This window comes from Leptospira bouyouniensis (assembly GCF_004769525.1).
In the GTDB taxonomy this organism is placed as follows: domain Bacteria; phylum Spirochaetota; class Leptospiria; order Leptospirales; family Leptospiraceae; genus Leptospira_A; species Leptospira_A bouyouniensis.
Genome location: NZ_RQFT01000012.1, coordinates 1 through 20,429, shown reverse-complemented (window position 1 = coordinate 20,429; position 20,429 = coordinate 1). Strand labels below are relative to the sequence as shown.

The window sequence follows — 20,429 nt, the reverse complement described above, 5'->3', positions numbered from 1 at the left end:
ATACCTCACTCTTGGTATGTTTGTATTTCGTTTTGCGCCCGTTTTAGAAAGTTGGCAAGAGGCATCCTTTGTTGGGAAATTTTACCATCTTCTAAATTCATGATCAATGACAAAAGAGAACGATCAAAATAGACATCAGCATAAACTAGTCCGCGAGACAAAGATATGTCGATTTTATTAATTGGATAACTATCTGTGATTCGATCGATTAAAAAGTTTTGTGCCGAAATGACATTGAGAGCACTTTTACCAAAGTCTCTACCAATCTGAAAAATGGAGAAAAATAAATCTAAATTTGCAATAGGTTCACTTAAGTCTCTAACTTTGATATTGAGATCTGCCTTTAATTTACCATCATCAATTTTGTCTCGGACTTTTGGAGCCATCAATTGTTTTAAATCAATGTCTCTTATCAATAAATTTCCTCGAAACTCCATTGTTTTAGGATCCAAATTTCCCAAATTAAAAACTAAATTTTTCCCCATTATAATCCCATCCATAGAATAGGATTTTAGTGATTCGATATTTGCGAAATTTTCTTTGTATTCAATGAATGCACTAAAACCAGGAATATCTTTTTGTTTTTTTACATATTCAAATGGTAAATTTGGAATATTTGGATGAGATCCAATCACTTTTCCAATGGTTACATTTGGAGAGTTCATTCTACCATAATTTTTAATGAAAATCGACTTATCACCTATTATCAAACTTTCATCAGGTTGGTAGGCAAGATTGTGTTGGATAGGAATTTTGGCATTGATTTCTTCAATTAGATAAGCCTTACAACTTTCACCTGGACACTTTTGATTGTTATACGATAATGCAGGCATTTTTGAATGGAATTCGCCGTTAATATCGTAATCATTGATTTTTAGATTTAAACCAAGATCACCGTGAACAGAAACTCCTTTTGCTAAATATCGTTTTTCATTTGAGGCAACTGATAAACTTAGATCTAAGTTTCCAAAGTATGGTCCTAACGGAGGTTTTTGTTTATCTAATTTGTTTAACTTTCCACTTAATGATGACTTTAAAACTCCACCAAATGCATTTAATTTAAAATCTTTAATCAGAATCTGGCTGGTATTTGATCCAGATATGATTAAGTCCGTTGTTAGGTTTAAATCATGCATTTCCAAACCAGGTAAATCTGCATTTAAATTTGCTACAATCTGTTTAGAACTGACATCTTGCACATAACGCGCATTTAGTTTTATTTTTGGCTGCGTACCTAGCAAATTCTGAATAGGAGAAATTTTTTCCTTTAATACCAGTGGCAAAACTATTAATAAATTCGGAGTAGTTAATTTTAAATTGAGTGGTGAAACTTGGGCTACCAAAGTTTGGTTAGGTTGGACATTTCCTTTTAACGATAGCTCAACTGCCTTGTTCCCTGTTAAAGTTTTTTGTTCTAAGTTCAAATTGGCGATTTGAATCTCTTTTAAGCCAAATGGTCTGTCAAATCGCAAACTAGTATTTAAATCCAAATGCAAATGTGAGGCAGGTGAACGTGACCTATCAATCTGGTATCTAAAACCATCAATATTCAGATTTGATAAAACATTGATGGTTGCAAACGATTCTCCATTAGTTTGCAAATCCATCTTTAATTTCCCGGCAACTCCTTTTACATGCTCACCTAACTGCAGTTTATCAAGTGTGATTAAAAAATTAAGACCAGCGGATTGAGAATAGTCACCGGATAAAGAAACTGCCGCTTGGTTATAATTTATTTGAGATGGTAAAATTTTTACTTTTTTTAGATTTGGAAACGGTATCTTGGCGGTTGGTTCATTTTTAGATCCAAAATCAAATTGAGCAGACAAATCTAAATTTGTTGAATTTACTCGGTGTGGTTTGGATTTTCCAAGTTGGAAAAATACTTTATCTGCATTTAATTTTAAGTTAGCATTGGATTGATTCCAATTGCCATGAATCCCCGTTCCTTTTAAAGAAAGTGTTCCTGAAACTTTCATTTCAGGAAGAATTCCTTGTAATTGAGTAATGGATGTTTGAAATGAGTTCAAATCAATATCGGAAGAAACAATATCAATATCCACATCTGGAGTTGCACTCGATAGTTTTGAAATTGTACCATTTAATTTAATCCAAGTTTGCCCAATCACTCTTAAATCAAATTCTTGAAGCTTTAAAATATCTGCTTTTGGATCAAAATGTATATCGGACAATAACCTGAGCCCAGTTTGAACAGGTTTCCCTCGCACTTCTAAATTGAGATCATCTTTTCCAATGTCAGTTGCAAATAAAAATAGTTCTGGCGATTCAGTTCGATCCCATTCCAATCGTAATGTCATCGGCAAAGTTTCTTTCCATTTCAATTGATTTGAGTTTAACTCAAGGGACAATGGTCTTTCTGCATTTAAATGAACCAATACTTCATCTAACTGAGATAAGGCTTCCATATTCAAAGGAATTGAAGTAAAACGATTGGTAACGAGTTTCGTTTGGAAATCAAAATTTTGAACCGATGCATAATGTATATTTCCGGTTTCTCGAATGTATTGAATGGATAATCCTTTTACATTTAAATAAGCACTTAATTGTAATGGAATGTATGTCGGTATTTCTGTAAGAGGTTCTTTTGATTCTTCTAATTGTGTTTCGTCTTTGGTTTCTTTTTTAGCCTTAAATAGATGAGCTACATTCCATTCTCCAGCTTTTTCTTCAATGCGAAGATTTGAATCGATCAAACTAATATCAGAAAGTCGAATTTTACCTAGGAATAAAAATGGAAGGTTATATCGAATCCGTAATTCTTTTGCTCGAAAGAATGGTGTCTCGGAAAATGGTCCTCCGGGATAAAGATTTAGGTTTTGTACTTCGATTCCGTAAAAAAGAGAAAAACAGGTAAACTTTCCCTCCATTCTGATCAATGTCAGTTTCGAAAGTACGTTCGGCACCAACCACGTTGCGGTAAATTGGTTAAAGAAAAGTTTGTAGATGAGGAAGAGGACCAAAAGCCCTCGAAATGTTTTGGTTTTGGCGATTCCTAAACTGGCCTTCAGGATTGGATTCATGACAAGAATCGCCTCTATTGTTTAGTATTCGAAGGAGTCTTCAGCCTCTTCCAGAGTTTTGTATATCTCAAACACACTGGAAAGTTTGGTAATTTCCATAAGGTTTTCGATATCGGAATTTAAGTTCGCAAATACAAGACGACCATTCAGTCCATCTATATGTTTATAGATGTTCAAAAAGGTTCCAAGACCCGCTGAATTGATAAAAGGAACCTTTTTCAAATCAATAATGAATTTTGGAACTTGGCCTTTTTTGATGTACTGTTCAATCTTTTCAGATAGTTCGAACTCATTTCCGGCTTTGATGGCACCTTCAATTTTAATGATGTGCACGTCGTTTTTACTAGTAACTTTGATTTTCATAACCCTTCGGAAGGTGGTGTTGCCATAAGATTCAGTTGAATTTACTGAATGTAAAGCAAATTTTTATGCATAGTGCAATAAATCTTTGCCGACTTTCCTAAGTTCATGTTTTCCTTGTGACAAATGATTCCTTACTGCCTTTCTTGTGATCCCTAGCCATTTTGCGATCTCCCTTTCGGAAAAAAAACTTCGGCCAAGGGCTCTTGATCGTCGTAACATCCATATTTTTTTCTGTTTCCCATACCAAATTCTGCGATTTGGATCTGTTGTTTCATATAATTTTCTAGTATAGCGAGTGATCATCGAACTTAACCGGTTGATCATTTGTCGGTGTTCGCTTCGTCTGCCTTCACACTCTTCAAAAAATAAATTCGGATCCATTTGGTTTTCCTTTAGTTTCCATAATAGTAATTGTTTGAGGTTTTGTTTCATGGGAAGATCAAATTGAAGGGAAAGAACTAATGCTGTAAAACTCGGGAGTTTTTCTAAATTCATACATAATGAATTTATTGAATCTTCAATTGGATCTTCCTCATTGGCTGGCGCTTCATAATTCCATAATTGTAAATACAACTCTCCGGATTCGGGAATCTCTGATTTACGAAATCGATTTCGGTATTGGTTAAAAACATAAGTCACAAAAAACCCCAAAACATGTGTGAGCTGGTATTTTAAACTCAAAATCCACATTTTTGAAAAAACTTCCAAGATGGTAACAACCATTTCAGAACTTTCATCTTCTGTAATATTCCTTTTTTTTGACAATCGGTCCACCATCCAAATGGGCAATTGTTCTTTTACATGTTTAAGATCATTTGTGATCCTTGCTTGGCTAATCATCGGTAAAATTTTTTCATCTAATATCTTTGGCAACATAGGCAACTTTTTTAACCTAACAAAAATGAAAAGAAATCAAAATATTCCTAATAACATACGTTAAAAGGCGTAGAATGAAAATTAGATGTTAAATTATGAACTTTTAAATTTAATTTTTTGAATGATCAAGACTGAAACTGACAATAAAACATGGATCAAATTAAAAAAGACGAATGGCAAAAAACTGAGTACGGGAACCCCCAATGATGCTGCCATAAATGCACCGCAGCTATTCCACGGGATCAAGGGAGATGTGATGGTGCCTGAATCTTCCAACGCACGAGAGATATCCTTTTCAGGAATTTGATTTTCCACTGCAAGCGTACGAAACGCACGAGCAGGGATTACAAGAGATAAATATTGGTCAGCTGTTACCAAGTTAAGTAAAAACGAAATCCCCATCGTAGACAATAGAATATCAAATTGATTTTTTGCCCATAGTTTGATTTGGATAAGTAATTCGTTTAAATAACCAAAACCTTCTACTACAGCCCCAAACCAAACTGCAGTAATAATTAAGATTTCAGTAGGCAAAATGGATACAATCCCACCTCCACTCAAAAATTGATCCCAAGTATTGTTACCTGTTTCTGATTGATAACCAAAAATAAGTGATTTGAACATCCCAAAAGAAACTCCTGTTTCGAAAATTGGGAATAAAAATGCAGAAACAATTCCCAATAGAAAGGAAACCCTCACTGGTAAATGGAAAAAGGAAGAACCGAAGACAATCAAAACTGGAATTAATTTCCAATAGACAATTTCCTGACTCAGAAGTTCTGACAATCCTATCGTAGAAGGAATTACTTTTTGTAAGTCGGGATCCCATACAAAAAAATTCAGAATATAAAAACAGATTACCGCTAACCCAAAGCTAAAACATGTAGTTTTCAACATATGCCGAATATGAGTCCAAATGGGAACATGAGTTAAACTAGATGCTAAATTCGTTGTGTCAGAAAGTGGGGAAAGTTTATCTCCAAAATAACAACCGCTGACAATGGCGCCAGCCGACATCACATCAGGAAATCCTAAATACTTGGAAACCCCCATGAGAGCAACACCTAACGTACCTGCCGTGGTCCAAGAAGAACCTGAAACCATCGCAGCAATTGCTGTTACAATTGTGATAGATGGTAAAAAATAATTCGGTTCTATGATAGAAATTCCAATTTGCATCATCGTGAGTAAAACTCCCGAATAAGCCCAAGAAGCAATCAGTAATCCTACAAAAAAAAGAATCTCCATCGCTGGCAATACTGAAAAAAAGTTTTTGCGTAGAGCCGATTGTAAAAACAAGATTTTGCGATTGTATCTTTGTAAATAAGAAAGTAATCCCGAAACTAATAACGCAGAGGGGTGCGGATACGGTACGATCCAAATGTTTCTAAAAAACAATATCGATAAAATTAAATAAAGTATTGGACTGAGAGAAAAAAATAGTGAGTATTTTTTCTCTCTTTCCATTTAAACTTTTTTAGAAGAAAGTAATATTGATATAATAGATTGAAAAACTAAACAAAAACAAAATTCCAAACCAAGATAATAAATTCATCCAAGGTTTTGGTCTTTGTTCCTTTGGAATTTCTTTACCAAATAATATCAAGTGATGGATGAAAGCAAGGATTGGAGCATTTAAAAATGAAACAGTAGTTGCAAAGTCTACCAAACTTTTCATATTCGTGCGGAAAAATAACAATATCAGAACCGATCCAAGTCCAACTAACAAAATCCAAAACCAATAAAATTTTTCGGTAGAATATCTCTCTAACGAATTAAAAATTCGGCGACTAGCATTCGAGACAACACGAGGATATGCATCAAAACAAGTCAATGTAGTTGAAAACATTGTAAAAAATGCAGCGACCAAAATAATTGGATAGGACCAAGAACCAATCGCAGTTGTATAAAGTTTAACAAGTTCCGAAGCAAATCCAACTGCTTGGGAAGAAAACTCCATTCCAGTATTGTACATCATATTGGAACCAAGCGCTAAAAAACATACCGCAAGTAGTGTAGTTCCTATATAACCAATATTAAAATCGATCATCGCATACTTCATTGGAGGCAATTTACCATCAGCTGTTTTTTTAGCCAATGTCCAATCCGACTGCCATACGGCCGCTTCAATGGGGATAGGCATCCAACCCATAAGTGCAATTAGAAAAGCAACATCAGATAAGTTTGAAATAGAAAAGGTTTTTCCTTCCGTTGAAAGTTTTGGAATTCCTGCATAAAAGGAAAGGACCATGGCAACAATTGTCGCAATTGTAAGCAAAACTACGATCCATTTCATTAACCCATCTAATGCTTGGAATTTTCCTATTGCTAATAACAAAAAACAAAATACAAGAATGAATGCACAAAGTAACCAAGGCTCCATTGTCAACCCCAGTAAGTTTGAGAATAATCCTGAGGTGACTAAAGTCACGGTAGCAACGATGATACACATTGTTCCCACTGAAATACAAAAGAAAATCCAAATTGGTAATCTTCCTAATGATTCATAGCCATCTAACAATGATTTTCCGGTTACGATTGTATATTTTGTACCTACAACAAAAAATGGATATTTAATGAAGTTTGCAAAAATCACAACAAAAAGCAAACCATATCCATACACGGCACCTGCACGTGTGGATTGGACTAGATGGGAAACACCAACAGCTGCGCCTGCGTATAATAAACCAGGACCAAGATATGCTAAAAAAGGAAATCGGCTCATTTTGGACAAAATGACGTAAGTAGAAAGTTTTTGCTACTCTAATCGAGTTTTACAGGATTCAAATAATGGAATAACACTTGGTTCAATGCCAAAATATCAATCGGTTTGGTCAAAAAATGATCCATACCAACATCAAAACATTTTTTCCTTTCTTCATACAATGCTCCCGCTGTCAAAGCAACGATAGGAATTTGTCCGTTTGACTTCTCTGTTCGGATGATTGTTGTAGCTTCCAATCCATCCATTCCAGGCATTTGTACATCCATAAAGATCAAATTGGGATTTAGTTCACGGCCCATTTTTACTGCTTCCAATCCATTATCTGCTTCATATAAAATTGCTTTAGGAATGTATTTCAATATCATCCGTTTGAGAAGATCGCGATTCATCAAATTGTCTTCTGCAATTAAGATTTTAGGTGTAACATCCAATAATTTGTATTGGTTAATGTTTTCCCAAATGTCCTTCTGAAAGTTTTCATTTTCCTCATTACTGTGATTCGCATTTTCTAAGGTCAAACATTCGATATAAAATCTAAATTCGGTACCCTTACTTTCCTCTGAAAAAAATTCAATATTACCACCCATCAAATCGAGCAATGATTTTGTAATCCTTAAGCCAAGTCCAGTACCTCCATATCGCCGAGTGGAATTCGATTCGCCTTGCCAAAACGATTGAAAGATATTTGCATTATGAGATTCAGGAATTCCAATCCCAGTATCTTTAATAGAGAAACTGAGTTTTACTTTTTCATTTTCAGTTAGTTCTGATGTGATTTTTAAAACCACACTTCCTTTTTCCGTGAATTTCACTGCGTTCCCGATTAAGTTGATTAAAATTTGACGTAACCGAGTGGAATCAACGACAATCCACTCCTGTAAATCGTGATTTTCTTCAAATTCCAATTGGATGTTTTTTTCTTTTGCCTTCCATTGTAAAACACCTAACGAATCTTTGATTATGTGTTTTAAATTTGATACAGTTTCGTTGAGTACAAGTTTTCCAGCTTCTATTTTTGATATATCTAATATGTCATTTATAATTCCTAGTAACCCGTGAGCGCTACTAATTGCATTTTTAACAAATTCTTTTTGGTCTGCATCTAAATTGGTGGTCAATAACAATTCATTAAAACCAATGACACCATTGAGTGGTGTTCTAATTTCATGACTCATATTCGCAACGAAATCTGACTTAGCTTGGTTTGCTCGTTCCGCTTCTTTTTTCGCATTTAAAAGATGGAACTCTGCATTTTTGCGATCAGTAATATCATTAAAATGAACAACGAAATATAAGGGTGAACCTTTACGATCCTTCACAAGTGAATTTGAAATTTCGATCCACAAAATTTGATTTGTTTTAGAAATGTAACGTTTCTCGTAAACAACGTCGACGTCTTTACCTTTTAAAGCTGAATCACGATACTGATCGAATATATTTTGGTCTTCTTTGTATGCAAAATCTTTGGATGGCCTTCCAATCAGTTCCGTTTCTGTGTAACCTAACATCGATTGGATTTTTTTATTTACTTTTAAAAATTTACCTTCTAAATCGAGAAGGCAGACACCAATGCCAGCATTTTCAAAACTCATCCGAAATCTTTCTTCGCTTTCTGCAAATTCTTCTCGGATTCGATTTTCTTCTGTGATGTCTCTATTGATTGCAATGACACCGATTGTCACTCCATCATTACCTTTTAAATAACTCACAGCAGATCGAATTCTTAATTTCGAACCATCCTTTCTGTGTTGGAATACCTCTCCCTGCCAAATTCCATTCGTATTTAAGTCGGCAATACTTTTGGCTCGAGCCTCTTCTGAAGCAGAGGTTTTCAGAATCTCTTTTGTGGATTTGCCGATCACCTCTTCCAATTTGTAACCGTAAATCCGTTCTGCTGCTAAGTTCCAACTCGTGATTTGGAACTGTAAATCCGTGACGATCACCGCATCATATAAGTATTGAAGGATGAGAGAAGAGTAAACTTCCTTCGGTAAGTTGTGATCCATCGTACATTAATATCGGGGAGAATTTTTCAAAAGTGCAAGCGATTCCTGAAAAATAAATCAGTTTACTTATATGACAATGGGAATACCCGACGCCCGTCTCGGACGAATCCTAACAATTAGTCGAAGACGAAACCACCTCTTTAGTGGTTTCCCATACTCCCAAAGTATCGACATTCGTTTGGATTGGGCAGACCGAGTTTCATGGGAAAGTGAAATGATTCAATTGACGGTAAAAATTGAGTTAAACTAAGCTTACAAAAAACCACCAAATCAATATTATGTTAATATTCAATAGCAGTGGTAAAATTAAATCATTGAGATCCCAAATACATAGAAATTTTATCCTATGGAACCATCCTAACAGGCCTTACACTTCCTACGGAAGCCTCCTTCGTTTCGCAATCAACTTGATTGAGTTTACTATTGGGTTCAATCAATGGATCATTATCTGTTCATAAAAAAGGCCTACCGGTCGGTTGGCTTTAATTCGAAGAAAGTATTCAATTCCACCCGGCAACAATGCCGGAAATAAAAGAGCAAGACATCTTGCTCTTTTATTGAGGCAGCGACCGCTATTTGCGAGTCGCGGACGGTAGCCGGCTCACACTGTGCTCTAAAAACAAAAAAAGCGCTCACTTTCGTGAACGCTCTATCTTACGTTATGAGTGCTAACCCGGCAACGTCCTACTCTCCCATTGAGCGAACCCAATAGTACCATCGGCGATGAGAAGCTTGACTTCCGTGTTCGGAATGGGAACGGGTATGGCCTTCTCTCCATAATCACCAGGAGTAATTACCATTACTTCTAGCTGGGCCGGATTTGCAAGTACTAATTAAAGAAAAGTTACAAATTTAGATCGTACGTAGCTCCAAATTTTAAACCGGAAACTTCGATCCGGTGGTCGGCCGTGGCTGAAACAAATTCCATCAGCGTTCCAACTGAAGAAATATTATTTCCTTCGAACTGAAAAGCAACGGGACTTTGGGCCTTGGCGTTCATATATTCACGTTCAAAACTTAAGAATAAACGAAGTTTGGGAACTACGACAATACTTGCACCAAAACTTAATTTCTCTGAATGGAACGTATAACCGCCGTTTGCATAATTAAACGAAAATCCGCCATTGAAAACACGAAATTGTTCGGAGCTGTACAAACCTGATGTGTTTAAAAGAAAAGGTCCGAAGAGTAAAAAATCAGCAAAGAGTGTGGCACGTTCATTTAGGTCAAATTCGAATCCAACACCAAGTAAACCTGACGTACCAGTTGTGGTTTTTGTATCTTGTCCAAAGTACGCTGGGTTTCCAAGGCCTAAGTACGTTCCTTCTAAGGTTTGGCTCATACTGCGTAAAACATACTTTGGTAAAATTCGAAAGTTCGAAGTGGGAGATAACGTCACTCCAAAATTGATATCGGAATAAAGTAAACGGTAGTCGGCTTCTTTGATCCCAAGACCTACTGGATAAAATGAATTCCATTCATACCCTTTGGCAAAACGATTCACATGGAAACCAAGGAAGACATTCGATAAGATACCCGCATTGACCGATTGGAAATAATCAAATCCCCAATCATTGATGAGACTAATGCCTTGGTTGTTTTGCCAAGGTTGGTTGTACTCAGTGCGAACAACATCTCCATAAAAATTTCTTTTTTCTAAATCTGTGCGAAGGCTACCTAAAAACAAACCACCCTTTAAACGTAAAGTATTCCCTTCAACTTTACCTTGTGCTTGGATGGAAGTGGTCAAAAGAGTCAAAATGACCAATAAAAAAACGAAAGTTCGTTTCATGATTTGAATTACCTCTCTCATCCAATAACTAATCAAAAGGTGACCACTCAAGGAAATTTTGGTATGAATTCAGTTTTACGAGTGTTGGATCAGAATGCTTTAGTGATTTCAGCAATTTTCGTAAGAGATGTTAGAGATTTAGAAAATTAGAATCGTCTTTCGGAGCATTGGGGAAAGATCTAAGTTGGGAACATCTACATCTTTCGCATTTTTGGCCAAACGTTTGATCACTCGAGTTATAACAAACCAATCATCTTTATCATAATTCGATCAAATCATTCGGTTAGTCGATTTAGTTTCTCATGATTCCAAAGTTAAAAGATTCCATTTCCATCAAACATTGTCCTTTCACAAAAAAAAGTAGATAGCGAAGCGATGGAATAAAGAATGGCTTCATGCTAAATGAAATTGAGAACAAAACTCAGCAAAAAAAGAGTATGAGAACCTTCGTCCTCATTTTAACTTTTCTTCTCCCTACTTACCTTTTTGCACAGGATGAAAATCCAAAACCGGACCAAGATCCAAAAGTAGAAATACAATCAAAAGAAGAAACTCCTACAATCCGAGTCAAAGGCAAAAAGGAAACTGACCGTGAGTTTCTCGGAGATGTGGAAGGAACCAATATCTATTCTGGTAAAAAAAACGAAGTCATTCGATTGGATAAAGTGAATGGGAACCTGGCGATGGGAAATACTCGGCAAGTTTACGCAAAAGTTCCCGGCATTACCATTTGGGAAAACGAAGGGAGTGGAATCCAACCAGGGATCGGTGCGAGAGGTTTATCTCCCAATCGAAATTGGGAATTCAACACTCGAATGAACGGGCACGACATTGCTTCTGATTCCTTTGGTTATCCTGAAGCCTATTTTAATCCACCACTTGAAGCACTTGAAAAAGTAGAAATTGTGCGAGGGGCAGGTGCCTTACAATACGGACCACAATTTGGTGGTATGGTCAATTATGTGGTGAAAAAAGCAGACCCTACTCGGCAAGTCAAAGTGGAAACCAAAACCACAGGTGGATCCTTCAATACTCTCAATCAATATAGCTCTGTGAGTGGAACGGTGGGTGATTGGAGTTATTTTGTTTTTTACCAAGGCCGTAGTTCAGATGGATGGCGTAATAATTCTCAATACAATGTACAAACTGGATTTGTCAATTTGGCTTATAAAGTTTCTGAAAAACTCAAGATTTCTTTTGAAATGGCAAAATCGACTTACGAAAGCCAACAAGCAGGTGGACTGACGGATGAACAATTCCGAATCGACCCAAGACAATCCGGGCGAACAAGAAATTGGTTCAGTGCACCTTGGAATGTTCCTGCGATGAATATCGATTACGAACAAAGTCCAACTGCTCGAATGAATGTAAAAATCTTTGGTCTTTATGGAGAAAGGAATTCGGTGGGAGTTGTTTCTGCTGCGAACGTTGCAGATTCAATCCAAGCAAGAACCTTGGACTATACACCAAGGCAAATTGACAGAGATACATACCGTAATTATGGAATGGAAGCAAGGCAGGTCTTTAATTACGATCTTTTGGAACGAAGCCATACACTCTCTTTCGGCGGCCGCTACTTCAACGGAAATACAGACAGATTCCGAAATCCGAATGGCACAACTGGTACAAAGTATGATCTAAGGGAAACCAACTTCACAGGTGTTTGTTACGATGGAACAAGAAATTGTCGAGTTGCTGATTTAGAATTTTCTACTTTAAACTATGCTGGTTTCGTTGAAAATTTATTTCGAATTACCGAGGCTTTTTCCATCACTCCAGGTGTACGGTATGAATGGATTCGGTCAACTGCATCTGGCCGAGTTAATGAATCGATTCCGTCCGCCTCAAAACCGTTTGGTGGAATGATACAACCACTTGAACGAATACAAAGACAAGTTTTATATGGTCTTGGTGCACAATACCAAACAACAAAAACAACCAATTTATATGCTAACTATTCAAGGGCATTCCGACCTGTCACTTACTCTGAGTTATTTGCACCAACTGCAACTTTAAACGATGTTGATCCCAATTTGAAAGACCAATCGGGTTATAATGCAGACGCAGGTTACCGAGGGAAATTCGGACAATGGATCCAATTTGACATGAGTGTTTTTGAACTACGTTATAACAATCGTGTTGGTCAACTTCCAGGCCTTTACCCTGGACAGGCAAATTTCCAAACCAATGTTGGAGATTCCCTCCACCGTGGAGTGGAAGCATATTTAGAAATTGATCCAATTGTGGCTCTTACTGAATCACAACCATATGGTTCTTTCAGTTTTTTTACATCTAGTGCGAATATTAACGCACGTTATATCCGATGGGAGGATCCACGTGTCCTTACAAATCCTACAAGTGCACAAAACTTTTATCGTGTCGGGAAACTTGTAGAAAACGCTCCTTCTCAAATCCATAGGTATGGTGTTACATATCATTACAAAAATGTATTTAGTTTCACGTATCTGATTAGTTATACGGGTGCAACTTATGCAGACGCAGCAAATACTGGACCAGCTACAGCAAATGGGCAAATCGGACTCATTCCTTCCTATACAGTCCGAGACTTTACATTTGTTTGGAATTTTTACGAAAACTTTTCACTTCGTGGTGGTGTGAACAACATGACAAACCAAATGTATTTCACCCGACGCGCAAGTGGTTATCCTGGTCCAGGAATTATGCCTGGGGATGGAATGTTTTATTTCTTAGGACTAAGCGCCGTATTTTAATTTCACATCAACTTTGATCCCCACAAAAAATTAGTTTTGAGGGGATCATTTCTTTTTTATTAATAGAGATGATTGAATGCGTTCAAGGGAATCTGTTAAAGAGACTCACTTGGTTAAAACTCGATAGGCATATACATTGCCAAATGAAAAGTTCTAAGTTCATATGTGTATCCATTCTCTTTGACAATCGGACCACCAAACGATAACCGAGCACGTAAGCCGAGAAATGGAGGTGATTCTAAATACATCATAAATGCAAACTTTGCGACGGCATTAACACTCACTTGGTTTCTCATCAAACTGCTGATTGCAAAAGATTCGACTGCATTATAACGTCCACTAAGATAAGCTGTAAGTGCAGTAGCATCAGGTCTTAGTAATCCTTGACTTGCCAAATAATAACCAACTAACTCTAAATTATTCCCACTGGAAAGATTAGCGACCAAGTAACTTAATGTTGGGTCTGAATCAGGATTAATATTTCCTGAAACAAATTGGTATGCACGCAAATTGTTTAGAAAGTTATCACGTCCTGGTGCTGAAAATGCAATGAGTAAATTGGAAGCAGCATCTTTAAAATCAACATTCCCACGTAACCGTACTTGTGCAGGTCCCATACCAAATCCCAATCGAAATGTATCAGGATTTCCTAAATAAAAGATAGGAACCAACATCGAATAAGAACCCTCAACATTTGTACCAACATCCTCGGTAACTTTCGTTTTCTTCGGTGTCAAAGAATCACCATCCGAACTAGAAGAATCGGACTCAGAGGTGGAAGTCTCTACAGAAGCAGACTTGGATAAAATCCGAGGGATTGATTGGCGATTTAGATAAAAATTTGAATTGTGTAAGAGTAAATTAACACCTATGTATTTGGAAAACTGGTATTCGGGTGATTTTACATCGAGTAACCAAGAAACTCTGCCAGGATCATCTTGGACCATTAAGGCATCTCTGTTTCGCCCTTGGATCGATAACGAGACACTTTCAATCGTCACACCTGGGTTAATGGAAATATATCGATACTTTGGTTTTTCAATTTTTGGAATTTCATCTGTTGTTGGAACACTTTCTTGGCCAAACAATAAGGATGAAAAAATCATGAATATGATACATAAACGATAAAAAGGCATTTGGATTAGCATATAATACGAGTTTGGAACAAAATAAAACTAGCGTTATTCTATGAAAATAATTTTTACCTCTCTTTTTAGATTATAATATAAAAAAATGAATTTGTTTTCCTGTTCAACTTAACTTCGAAAACAAATTCACGTTTCTAAGTTTATAATTGGATTTCGATATCAGTGACAGGAAAAGCGACACAAGAATGGATATATCCAAATTTCCTATCTGACTTTCTAATTTTAGCTTCCTCGGGACTAAATACCTTTCCTGATTTTAGTTTCACGCGGCATAAACTGCATTCACCTGACCTACATGCATTCTCTGTAAAAAGTCCATTCCGTTCTAAACTATTGAGAAGGGGTTCTCCAACATTTGTTTGGAAAGATGTTTGGTTTCCTACATTGACAGTCACATTCGTAGTAGGTAAAAGGGATTCGGGCCAACCTTCCAACTCTTCAGGATTTGGTGGTGGACCATTACTTTCAATTAGAATACGTCCTGATTTTACACCAAGAGAAGTAAGAAGATTCACACAATGATCATTAAAGGGAGTGGGACCACAAACATAGTACATCTTAGTCGAAGGGTTTTGAAGTAACATTCGTAATGTGGAAATGTCTAAACGACCACGAAATCCTTTATATTCAGAACTTACTTCGCGAGATAAAAATTCTGTTAAAGTAAAGTTTTTATTTTCAGAAGCTAATTTTCTAAGTTCATCAATAAAAATTACATCATTCTCAAAACTATTCGAGTATATGATATGGAAACGAAACAACTCCGTTGATTGCAAAAAAGATTTTAACATACTGATTGCAGGAGCAATTCCAGATCCACCGGCAAGGAATACCAAATCATTACCATGGAATAGTGGATTATGATGAAAAGAACCCATAGGCCCTGAGGACTCAAATTCTTGTCCCACCTTAACATCCTCTAATAGATATGGACTTACAAATCCACCTTCTTTTCTTTTGATGGTAAGTTCATAGGATTTTAAGTTTTTAGGGGAGGATGAAATTGAATATGGTCTTGCCGTCAAAACTCCCGCAAGAGGTACAAACAAATTGATATATTGACCTGCTTGGAAAGGAGGTAAATTTTTTCCATCAATTGGAACCATCACCAATGTTTTGGTCGAAGGTGTATCAATTCGTATTTTTTCTACACGCAAACGAATTCTTTTAGGGTGAAGTTTTCCTATCGTTTCTTTTACTAATCCTTTTGATTCAATAAAACTGGTTCCATTGTTTTCTAATTCTTCTTTTTTTAATACTGCTTCCTTGTATCCTATAACAGAGTTTAAAACATTTGTTTCCAATTTTTGATCGTTATCTAACATGTTCTCGTTCCTTTTTACTCAGAGATTCGGCCTATGATTTTATTTTGGGATTCAGCTTGTACTAAGCGGATACACTTGATTTTGAGTTACGACGGAGTTGTTTTATAATTTTACGTGCAGTAAAATATCCATTTAAATACGTAGGTTGAAAACCACCCATACTTGTCCAACTACTGGAAGAGTAAAGACCTTCTATGGCATCTAATGACTCACGCATAAGATGGCCATCCTGTAACATCTGTTTGAAACCATATATAGCACCACCAGGAGTATTTAGATAACGCATCATGGTCATCGGTGTCGCAACTTCTGCTTTTTCTATATGTTGTCTTATGTTTGGATAAGCTTTTTCAATGAGATCAATTAATTTACTACCAAACTCATATTTTGTGGATATATATTTTTCAGGAGGTATATCTTTCCATGCTTCTCCATATTGTAAGGCAACAAGAGTAACAACAGCTTTCCCCTTGGGAGCAAGTTCCTCATCAATAAAGTTATAACATGTTACCATTCCCCAGTCTGGTGCATCCAATGTATACATTCGATCTTCTGTGACACTAGAATTTGATGTAGTCATTACAAAAGTAGAAGCAGTAGTGAATCCCAACTCTTCTGGAGAACAATCCAATCCCAAATACAAACAAACTGCTGATACACCCATTCTCCTCGATTTAAAATCCTTTATTACCGAATTAGGTGGAGTTTCCAAATCTAACAATTCATGATAGGTAATGAGTGGACTTGCATTCGATACAACAGCATCGCATGTAATAGTTTCACCAGTCTCTAGTATGACACCACACACTGCACCATTTTGAGTGAGAATTTTCTCTGCAGCACAATGAAATCTTACTTCTCCACCAGCTTCCTCAAAAGAAGAAAGCAGTGCACTGGAAAGCATTTGAGATCCACCTTTGATGTGCCAAGGTTTATATACACAGTAAAAGTATAACATTCCTATAAATTCTGCAAAAACCAAATCTGTTGTAGGAATTCCCACATAACTCCAATAAGGTGTAATTACATTGATCAAATCTTCTGTGGAAAAAAACTCATTTAATACTTCAGTTGTAGAGCGAAGTCCGTATGCCGAAAAATTGGGGCATTTGGTTCGAATTTTCTCTTCGTCGTTTGCCAACCGAACACGAGGTAATACAAAGTAATATTCTTTGACAACTGCTTCGCTGAGTTTAAAGAAATTGTTGATTTGTTCTTTTTCGCTCGGGAAAAGAGTTTTCAAATGATTTTGTAATTCTAGCCAATCAGCAGGTAAAGTAACATCCAACTTACCGGGCATAATGATCCGGTAGAGTTCTTCTTCCATTACAAGTTCGATTTTATCCAAGACTCCTAGTTCTTCAAAAACACGACGCATAATGAATGGTTCTAATTCTGTTCCCACACCACTGAGTTGGTGGAGGGCAACTTCAAACTCGAAATCCCCTCGAACAAATGAAGTTGCACAACCTCCAGGGACATTATGCCTCTCTAACAACAAAGTTTTTGATCCCTCTCGTTGCAAACGAGTGGCTGCCATTAAACCAGCGTTCCCTGCACCAATTACGATTGTGTCATAGTGAGACATTTTGTTCTCCCTTCAAGGTTTACCCTCTTGGTGACACCCAATCTTTACACTGTAAAGATTGCAATTGTTTTTTCCCCTTCTTTTTTAAAAAATTTTGCCTATCCTAAAGTTGCTGAAAGAAATCCATAACTTAAGAAATCAATTTCGAAAAAGCTTTACCGATTTTGTGAGTAGTTCTTATAGGTTGTAATGGCCGAGAAGAAAAAAATTCAGGAGAAAGAAAGTGCTTATCATCACGGGGACCTTCGCTCCGCGCTCATCCATGCTGCACGTACTCTTTTGGAAAAACATGGGATTGAGTCACTTTCTCTTCGTTCCATAGCTTCTGCGATTGGAGTCACCCATATGGCCCCTTATGCACATTTTAAAGGAAAACAAGAACTCCTTCAAGCCGTAGCAGCTTCAGGTTATGATGAGTTGGCAAACAATATGGTTATGGCACAAAAGGAAAATCCAAAAGTTCGCGGACGTTCCCTCGCCTATCACTATGGTCTTGAATACATTCGATTTGCCATGACACATCCCAATCTTTACCGCTTGATGTTAAACCAAATTGAATTTAAAAAAAAATCAAAACCAGAACCAACTAACAAGGAAGTTGCGAAGAGTTCCGAGCGACCTTTTCGCCTGCTCTATGCTGCATTTGCAAGTGATCGAGGAAGTAAAGACTTGGCACATGCCAAGGCTCTAGGGGCATGGGCCATTGTGCATGGAGTTTCATCTCTTGCCATTGACAATCACCTTGTTCTACCGGAAGGTATGGATATATTTCAATTATTCAAAGTGACTGTAAGTTCCTCTGTGGATCTAGGGTGAACTTTCGAAATTTTTGCCAGATTGTTATTTTAATCTTTGATACTTTGTAAGCCAATAGAAAAAACAAGAATAACCTATGAAACATGTGAACATGTAAACTTATATTGTTCGATATGTGCTTTTCTGGTATTCCATTCTTACACATACAGTGACCATACTCAATCTAATGTGATTGAGTATGGTTTCATTAAAAGTAAAATTGCCGCGATATTTCGATGTCGTACGCAACGATTCGTTGGTTTGGATCTTTCTGATTACATAAAGAAAAAAACCTGTGGTATAAAATAAGAACCATTTTGTTTTGCCATCAATCTTAAGCTTTCTTGCTACCAAATGAATTGACTGTAGCGATATTCCCTGTACAAAAGAAAGAGAACGTTCACAAGATTCCTTGGGGTTTCCCTAAAATTATCTTGCCCAATCAATGTGAGCCAATCATTTTACGGTATGAAAATGAAAGGATTCCTCAGAAAATCGATTATTCAGTTTAATTTAACGTTTGTATTAGTCAGTGTTATCATTACTGGAGTTGCTTGCGGAAAAGATAAAGACAATAATGATACTTTAATTGGAACGATGTTAGTCGCTTTAAATACAAATACAGGCTGCTCAAGAAGTGACCATTGCAAAATGTTTGTCACCAAATCAAATGCTGTTTTGAATGTTGGTATTTCAGAACTTGATAATCAGTGTAATTCCGACGAAAACAAACCTTCTGGTAGTGGTACTTACAAAGCAATGGTTGCCGATGGAACAAATCGGATTGCTTGTACTTCCGCCAATTGTGCCACTGGCAGCACATCTGAACATATTGATTGGGTACTCAAACCTAATAAGGAATATCGAAGGGCTGATGGAACAACTGTGATTGGTAAAACAAGCGTAAATGGTATCTTCGAATCAGATTTGACGAATGAAGTCTCAACTGTGATCAATGGCACAAATTTTGCGATTACTGGTTTAAATGCAAATTGGACAAACAGTTCAAATGATTGTTCCAATTTTTCGACAACCGGAGCGAATGTTGCATTTGGATCGCATATTGAAAAAACGATAGCAAGTATCATCGCATTTGGCAACACTACCTGTTCAAACGCGAGAAAGTTATATTGTGTTGAACAATAAAGTTTATTAGAATCTTATTCGGTTATAGACAACTTGTAAGATTGACTCTGTTTCCTTGAATGTTGTCATACGTCTTCCCTCTTAGGAAATGACTTCTCTCTGAAAACCATTTTTTACGTTAGAGGATGTGTGACCGCTACTCTTTATGAATCTGGCACACAGAGACTATCTTTATTCAGATTAGTGTTACTAAAAGCAATGAAATTCAAATATAAAGATCATAAAAGGAAATGTATTCTTTTCATCTTTACGTGATTTGTTTTTTAGGAAGAACAAACACAACTACGATAGATATGATCAAAATTTGATTCTTGTGGATCAGCTCTTGGAGAGAAGAGAGTATTACCATTTACAAGCAAGAATCTTTAAACATTCTTTTAAAGAAAGCCAACCTTACGATTGGCCTCGATTCGAAACGAATATTCAATTCCACCCGGCAACAATGCCGGAAATAAAAGAGCAAGACACTTTGCTCTTTTATTGAGGCAGCGACCGCTACTTGCGAGTCGCGGACGGTAGCCGGCTCACACTGTGCTTTAAAAACAAAAAAAGCGCTCACTTTCGTGAACGCTCTATCTTACTTATGAGTGCTAACCCGCCAACGTCCTACTTCCACCCCCACTCGCTTATCCGCTCCGCGGGCGAGTGTCCGAGCCTTGCTCCCTATGGGTCGCAAGTCTGTCATTTCGCGAACCACTAGTTTGTAGATACTATTGGGTTCGATCAATGGGAGAGTAGGACGTTGCCGGGTTAGCACTTATAACTCAAAAAAAAAGGCCAACCAAAAGGTTGGCTTTTTTTGTGTACAAATAATGATCCATTGATCGAACCCAATAGTATCTACAAACTAGTGGTTCGCGAAATGACAGACTTGCGACCCATAGGGAGCAAG

Annotated in this window: 13 protein-coding genes and 1 rRNA gene; 3 read left to right on the top strand and 11 right to left on the bottom strand. The window is 36.9% G+C overall.

Annotation, left to right across the window (positions count from 1 at the left end; genetic code table 11):
• Window positions 1-5: 5 nt before the first annotated feature.
• The 8 genes from EHQ43_RS14365 to EHQ43_RS14330 form a co-directional block, all read right to left on the bottom strand.
• Window positions 6-3,041 carry an LIC_11026 family protein gene (locus tag EHQ43_RS14365; protein ID WP_135771557.1) on the bottom strand — a complete coding sequence of 1,012 codons (3,036 nt, stop codon included), beginning with the start codon at window positions 3,039-3,041 and terminating at the stop codon, window positions 6-8.
• A 21-nt stretch (window positions 3,042-3,062) separates the two neighbouring features.
• Entirely contained in the window at window positions 3,063-3,404 is a 342-nt protein-coding gene (locus tag EHQ43_RS14360; RefSeq protein ID WP_002989181.1) for an STAS domain-containing protein, read from the bottom strand.
• Window positions 3,405-3,467: 63 nt separating this feature from the next.
• The gene (locus EHQ43_RS14355; protein ID WP_135741289.1) at window positions 3,468-4,280 is read right to left on the bottom strand and encodes an RNA polymerase subunit sigma-70; all 813 of its coding nucleotides are present in this window, start codon (window positions 4,278-4,280) and stop codon (window positions 3,468-3,470) included.
• Window positions 4,281-4,373: 93 nt separating this feature from the next.
• A complete protein-coding gene (locus EHQ43_RS14350) occupies window positions 4,374-5,747 on the bottom strand; it encodes a Na+/H+ antiporter NhaC family protein (RefSeq protein ID WP_135771556.1) in 1,374 nt (457 codons plus the stop codon).
• 10 nt (window positions 5,748-5,757) lie between these two features.
• On the bottom strand, window positions 5,758-7,005 hold the full coding sequence (locus EHQ43_RS14345; RefSeq protein ID WP_135771555.1) for an Nramp family divalent metal transporter: 1,248 nt from the start codon (window positions 7,003-7,005) through the stop codon (window positions 5,758-5,760).
• Between the two features lie 38 nt (window positions 7,006-7,043).
• Complete coding sequence (locus tag EHQ43_RS14340) at window positions 7,044-9,011, bottom strand: PAS domain-containing hybrid sensor histidine kinase/response regulator (RefSeq protein WP_135771554.1); 1,968 nt, start codon at window positions 9,009-9,011, stop codon at window positions 7,044-7,046.
• 671 nt (window positions 9,012-9,682) lie between these two features.
• Window positions 9,683-9,799: ribosomal RNA gene (rrf, locus tag EHQ43_RS14335) — 5S ribosomal RNA — on the bottom strand.
• 56 nt (window positions 9,800-9,855) lie between these two features.
• The gene (locus tag EHQ43_RS14330) at window positions 9,856-10,803 is read right to left on the bottom strand and encodes a hypothetical protein (RefSeq protein ID WP_135741285.1); all 948 of its coding nucleotides are present in this window, start codon (window positions 10,801-10,803) and stop codon (window positions 9,856-9,858) included.
• 437 nt (window positions 10,804-11,240) lie between these two features.
• On the opposite strand from EHQ43_RS14330, the gene EHQ43_RS14325 reads away from it, so the two are divergent.
• Window positions 11,241-13,535 carry a TonB-dependent receptor family protein gene (locus tag EHQ43_RS14325; protein WP_167481801.1) on the top strand — a complete coding sequence of 765 codons (2,295 nt, stop codon included), beginning with the start codon at window positions 11,241-11,243 and terminating at the stop codon, window positions 13,533-13,535.
• 113 nt (window positions 13,536-13,648) lie between these two features.
• Here EHQ43_RS14325 and EHQ43_RS14320 read toward each other — a convergent pair whose 3' ends face one another.
• The 3 genes from EHQ43_RS14320 to EHQ43_RS14310 form a co-directional block, all read right to left on the bottom strand.
• Entirely contained in the window at window positions 13,649-14,641 is a 993-nt protein-coding gene (locus tag EHQ43_RS14320; protein WP_244242827.1) for a hypothetical protein, read from the bottom strand.
• Between the two features lie 182 nt (window positions 14,642-14,823).
• Window positions 14,824-16,008 carry an FAD-binding oxidoreductase gene (locus tag EHQ43_RS14315; protein ID WP_135771551.1) on the bottom strand — a complete coding sequence of 395 codons (1,185 nt, stop codon included), beginning with the start codon at window positions 16,006-16,008 and terminating at the stop codon, window positions 14,824-14,826.
• 61 nt (window positions 16,009-16,069) lie between these two features.
• Complete coding sequence (locus tag EHQ43_RS14310; protein WP_135771550.1) at window positions 16,070-17,596, bottom strand: phytoene desaturase family protein; 1,527 nt, start codon at window positions 17,594-17,596, stop codon at window positions 16,070-16,072.
• A 189-nt stretch (window positions 17,597-17,785) separates the two neighbouring features.
• On the opposite strand from EHQ43_RS14310, the gene EHQ43_RS14305 reads away from it, so the two are divergent.
• Window positions 17,786-18,412 (top strand): TetR/AcrR family transcriptional regulator, encoded by a 627-nt coding sequence (locus EHQ43_RS14305; RefSeq protein ID WP_135771549.1) that lies wholly within the window; start codon window positions 17,786-17,788, stop codon window positions 18,410-18,412.
• A gap of 453 nt (window positions 18,413-18,865) precedes the next feature.
• Window positions 18,866-19,537 carry a DUF1554 domain-containing protein gene (locus EHQ43_RS14300; protein ID WP_244242826.1) on the top strand — a complete coding sequence of 224 codons (672 nt, stop codon included), beginning with the start codon at window positions 18,866-18,868 and terminating at the stop codon, window positions 19,535-19,537.
• Window positions 19,538-20,429 lie beyond the last annotated feature (892 nt).

Bases quoted from the DNA above. Each gene is read 5' to 3' on its own strand.
- EHQ43_RS14365 (WP_135771557.1), bottom strand. From the start codon at position 3,041: ATGAATCCAATCCTGAAGGCCAGTTTAGGAATCGCCAAAACCAAAACA.
- EHQ43_RS14360 (WP_002989181.1), bottom strand. From the start codon at position 3,404: ATGAAAATCAAAGTTACTAGTAAAAACGACGTGCACATCATTAAAATT.
- EHQ43_RS14355 (WP_135741289.1), bottom strand. From the start codon at position 4,280: ATGTTGCCAAAGATATTAGATGAAAAAATTTTACCGATGATTAGCCAA.
- EHQ43_RS14350 (WP_135771556.1), bottom strand. From the start codon at position 5,747: ATGGAAAGAGAGAAAAAATACTCACTATTTTTTTCTCTCAGTCCAATA.
- EHQ43_RS14345 (WP_135771555.1), bottom strand. From the start codon at position 7,005: ATGAGCCGATTTCCTTTTTTAGCATATCTTGGTCCTGGTTTATTATAC.
- EHQ43_RS14340 (WP_135771554.1), bottom strand. From the start codon at position 9,011: ATGGATCACAACTTACCGAAGGAAGTTTACTCTTCTCTCATCCTTCAA.
- EHQ43_RS14330 (WP_135741285.1), bottom strand. From the start codon at position 10,803: ATGAAACGAACTTTCGTTTTTTTATTGGTCATTTTGACTCTTTTGACC.
- EHQ43_RS14325 (WP_167481801.1), top strand. From the start codon at position 11,241: ATGAGAACCTTCGTCCTCATTTTAACTTTTCTTCTCCCTACTTACCTT.
- EHQ43_RS14320 (WP_244242827.1), bottom strand. From the start codon at position 14,641: ATGATTTTTTCATCCTTATTGTTTGGCCAAGAAAGTGTTCCAACAACA.
- EHQ43_RS14315 (WP_135771551.1), bottom strand. From the start codon at position 16,008: ATGTTAGATAACGATCAAAAATTGGAAACAAATGTTTTAAACTCTGTT.
- EHQ43_RS14310 (WP_135771550.1), bottom strand. From the start codon at position 17,596: ATGTCTCACTATGACACAATCGTAATTGGTGCAGGGAACGCTGGTTTA.
- EHQ43_RS14305 (WP_135771549.1), top strand. From the start codon at position 17,786: ATGGCCGAGAAGAAAAAAATTCAGGAGAAAGAAAGTGCTTATCATCAC.
- EHQ43_RS14300 (WP_244242826.1), top strand. From the start codon at position 18,866: ATGAAAGGATTCCTCAGAAAATCGATTATTCAGTTTAATTTAACGTTT.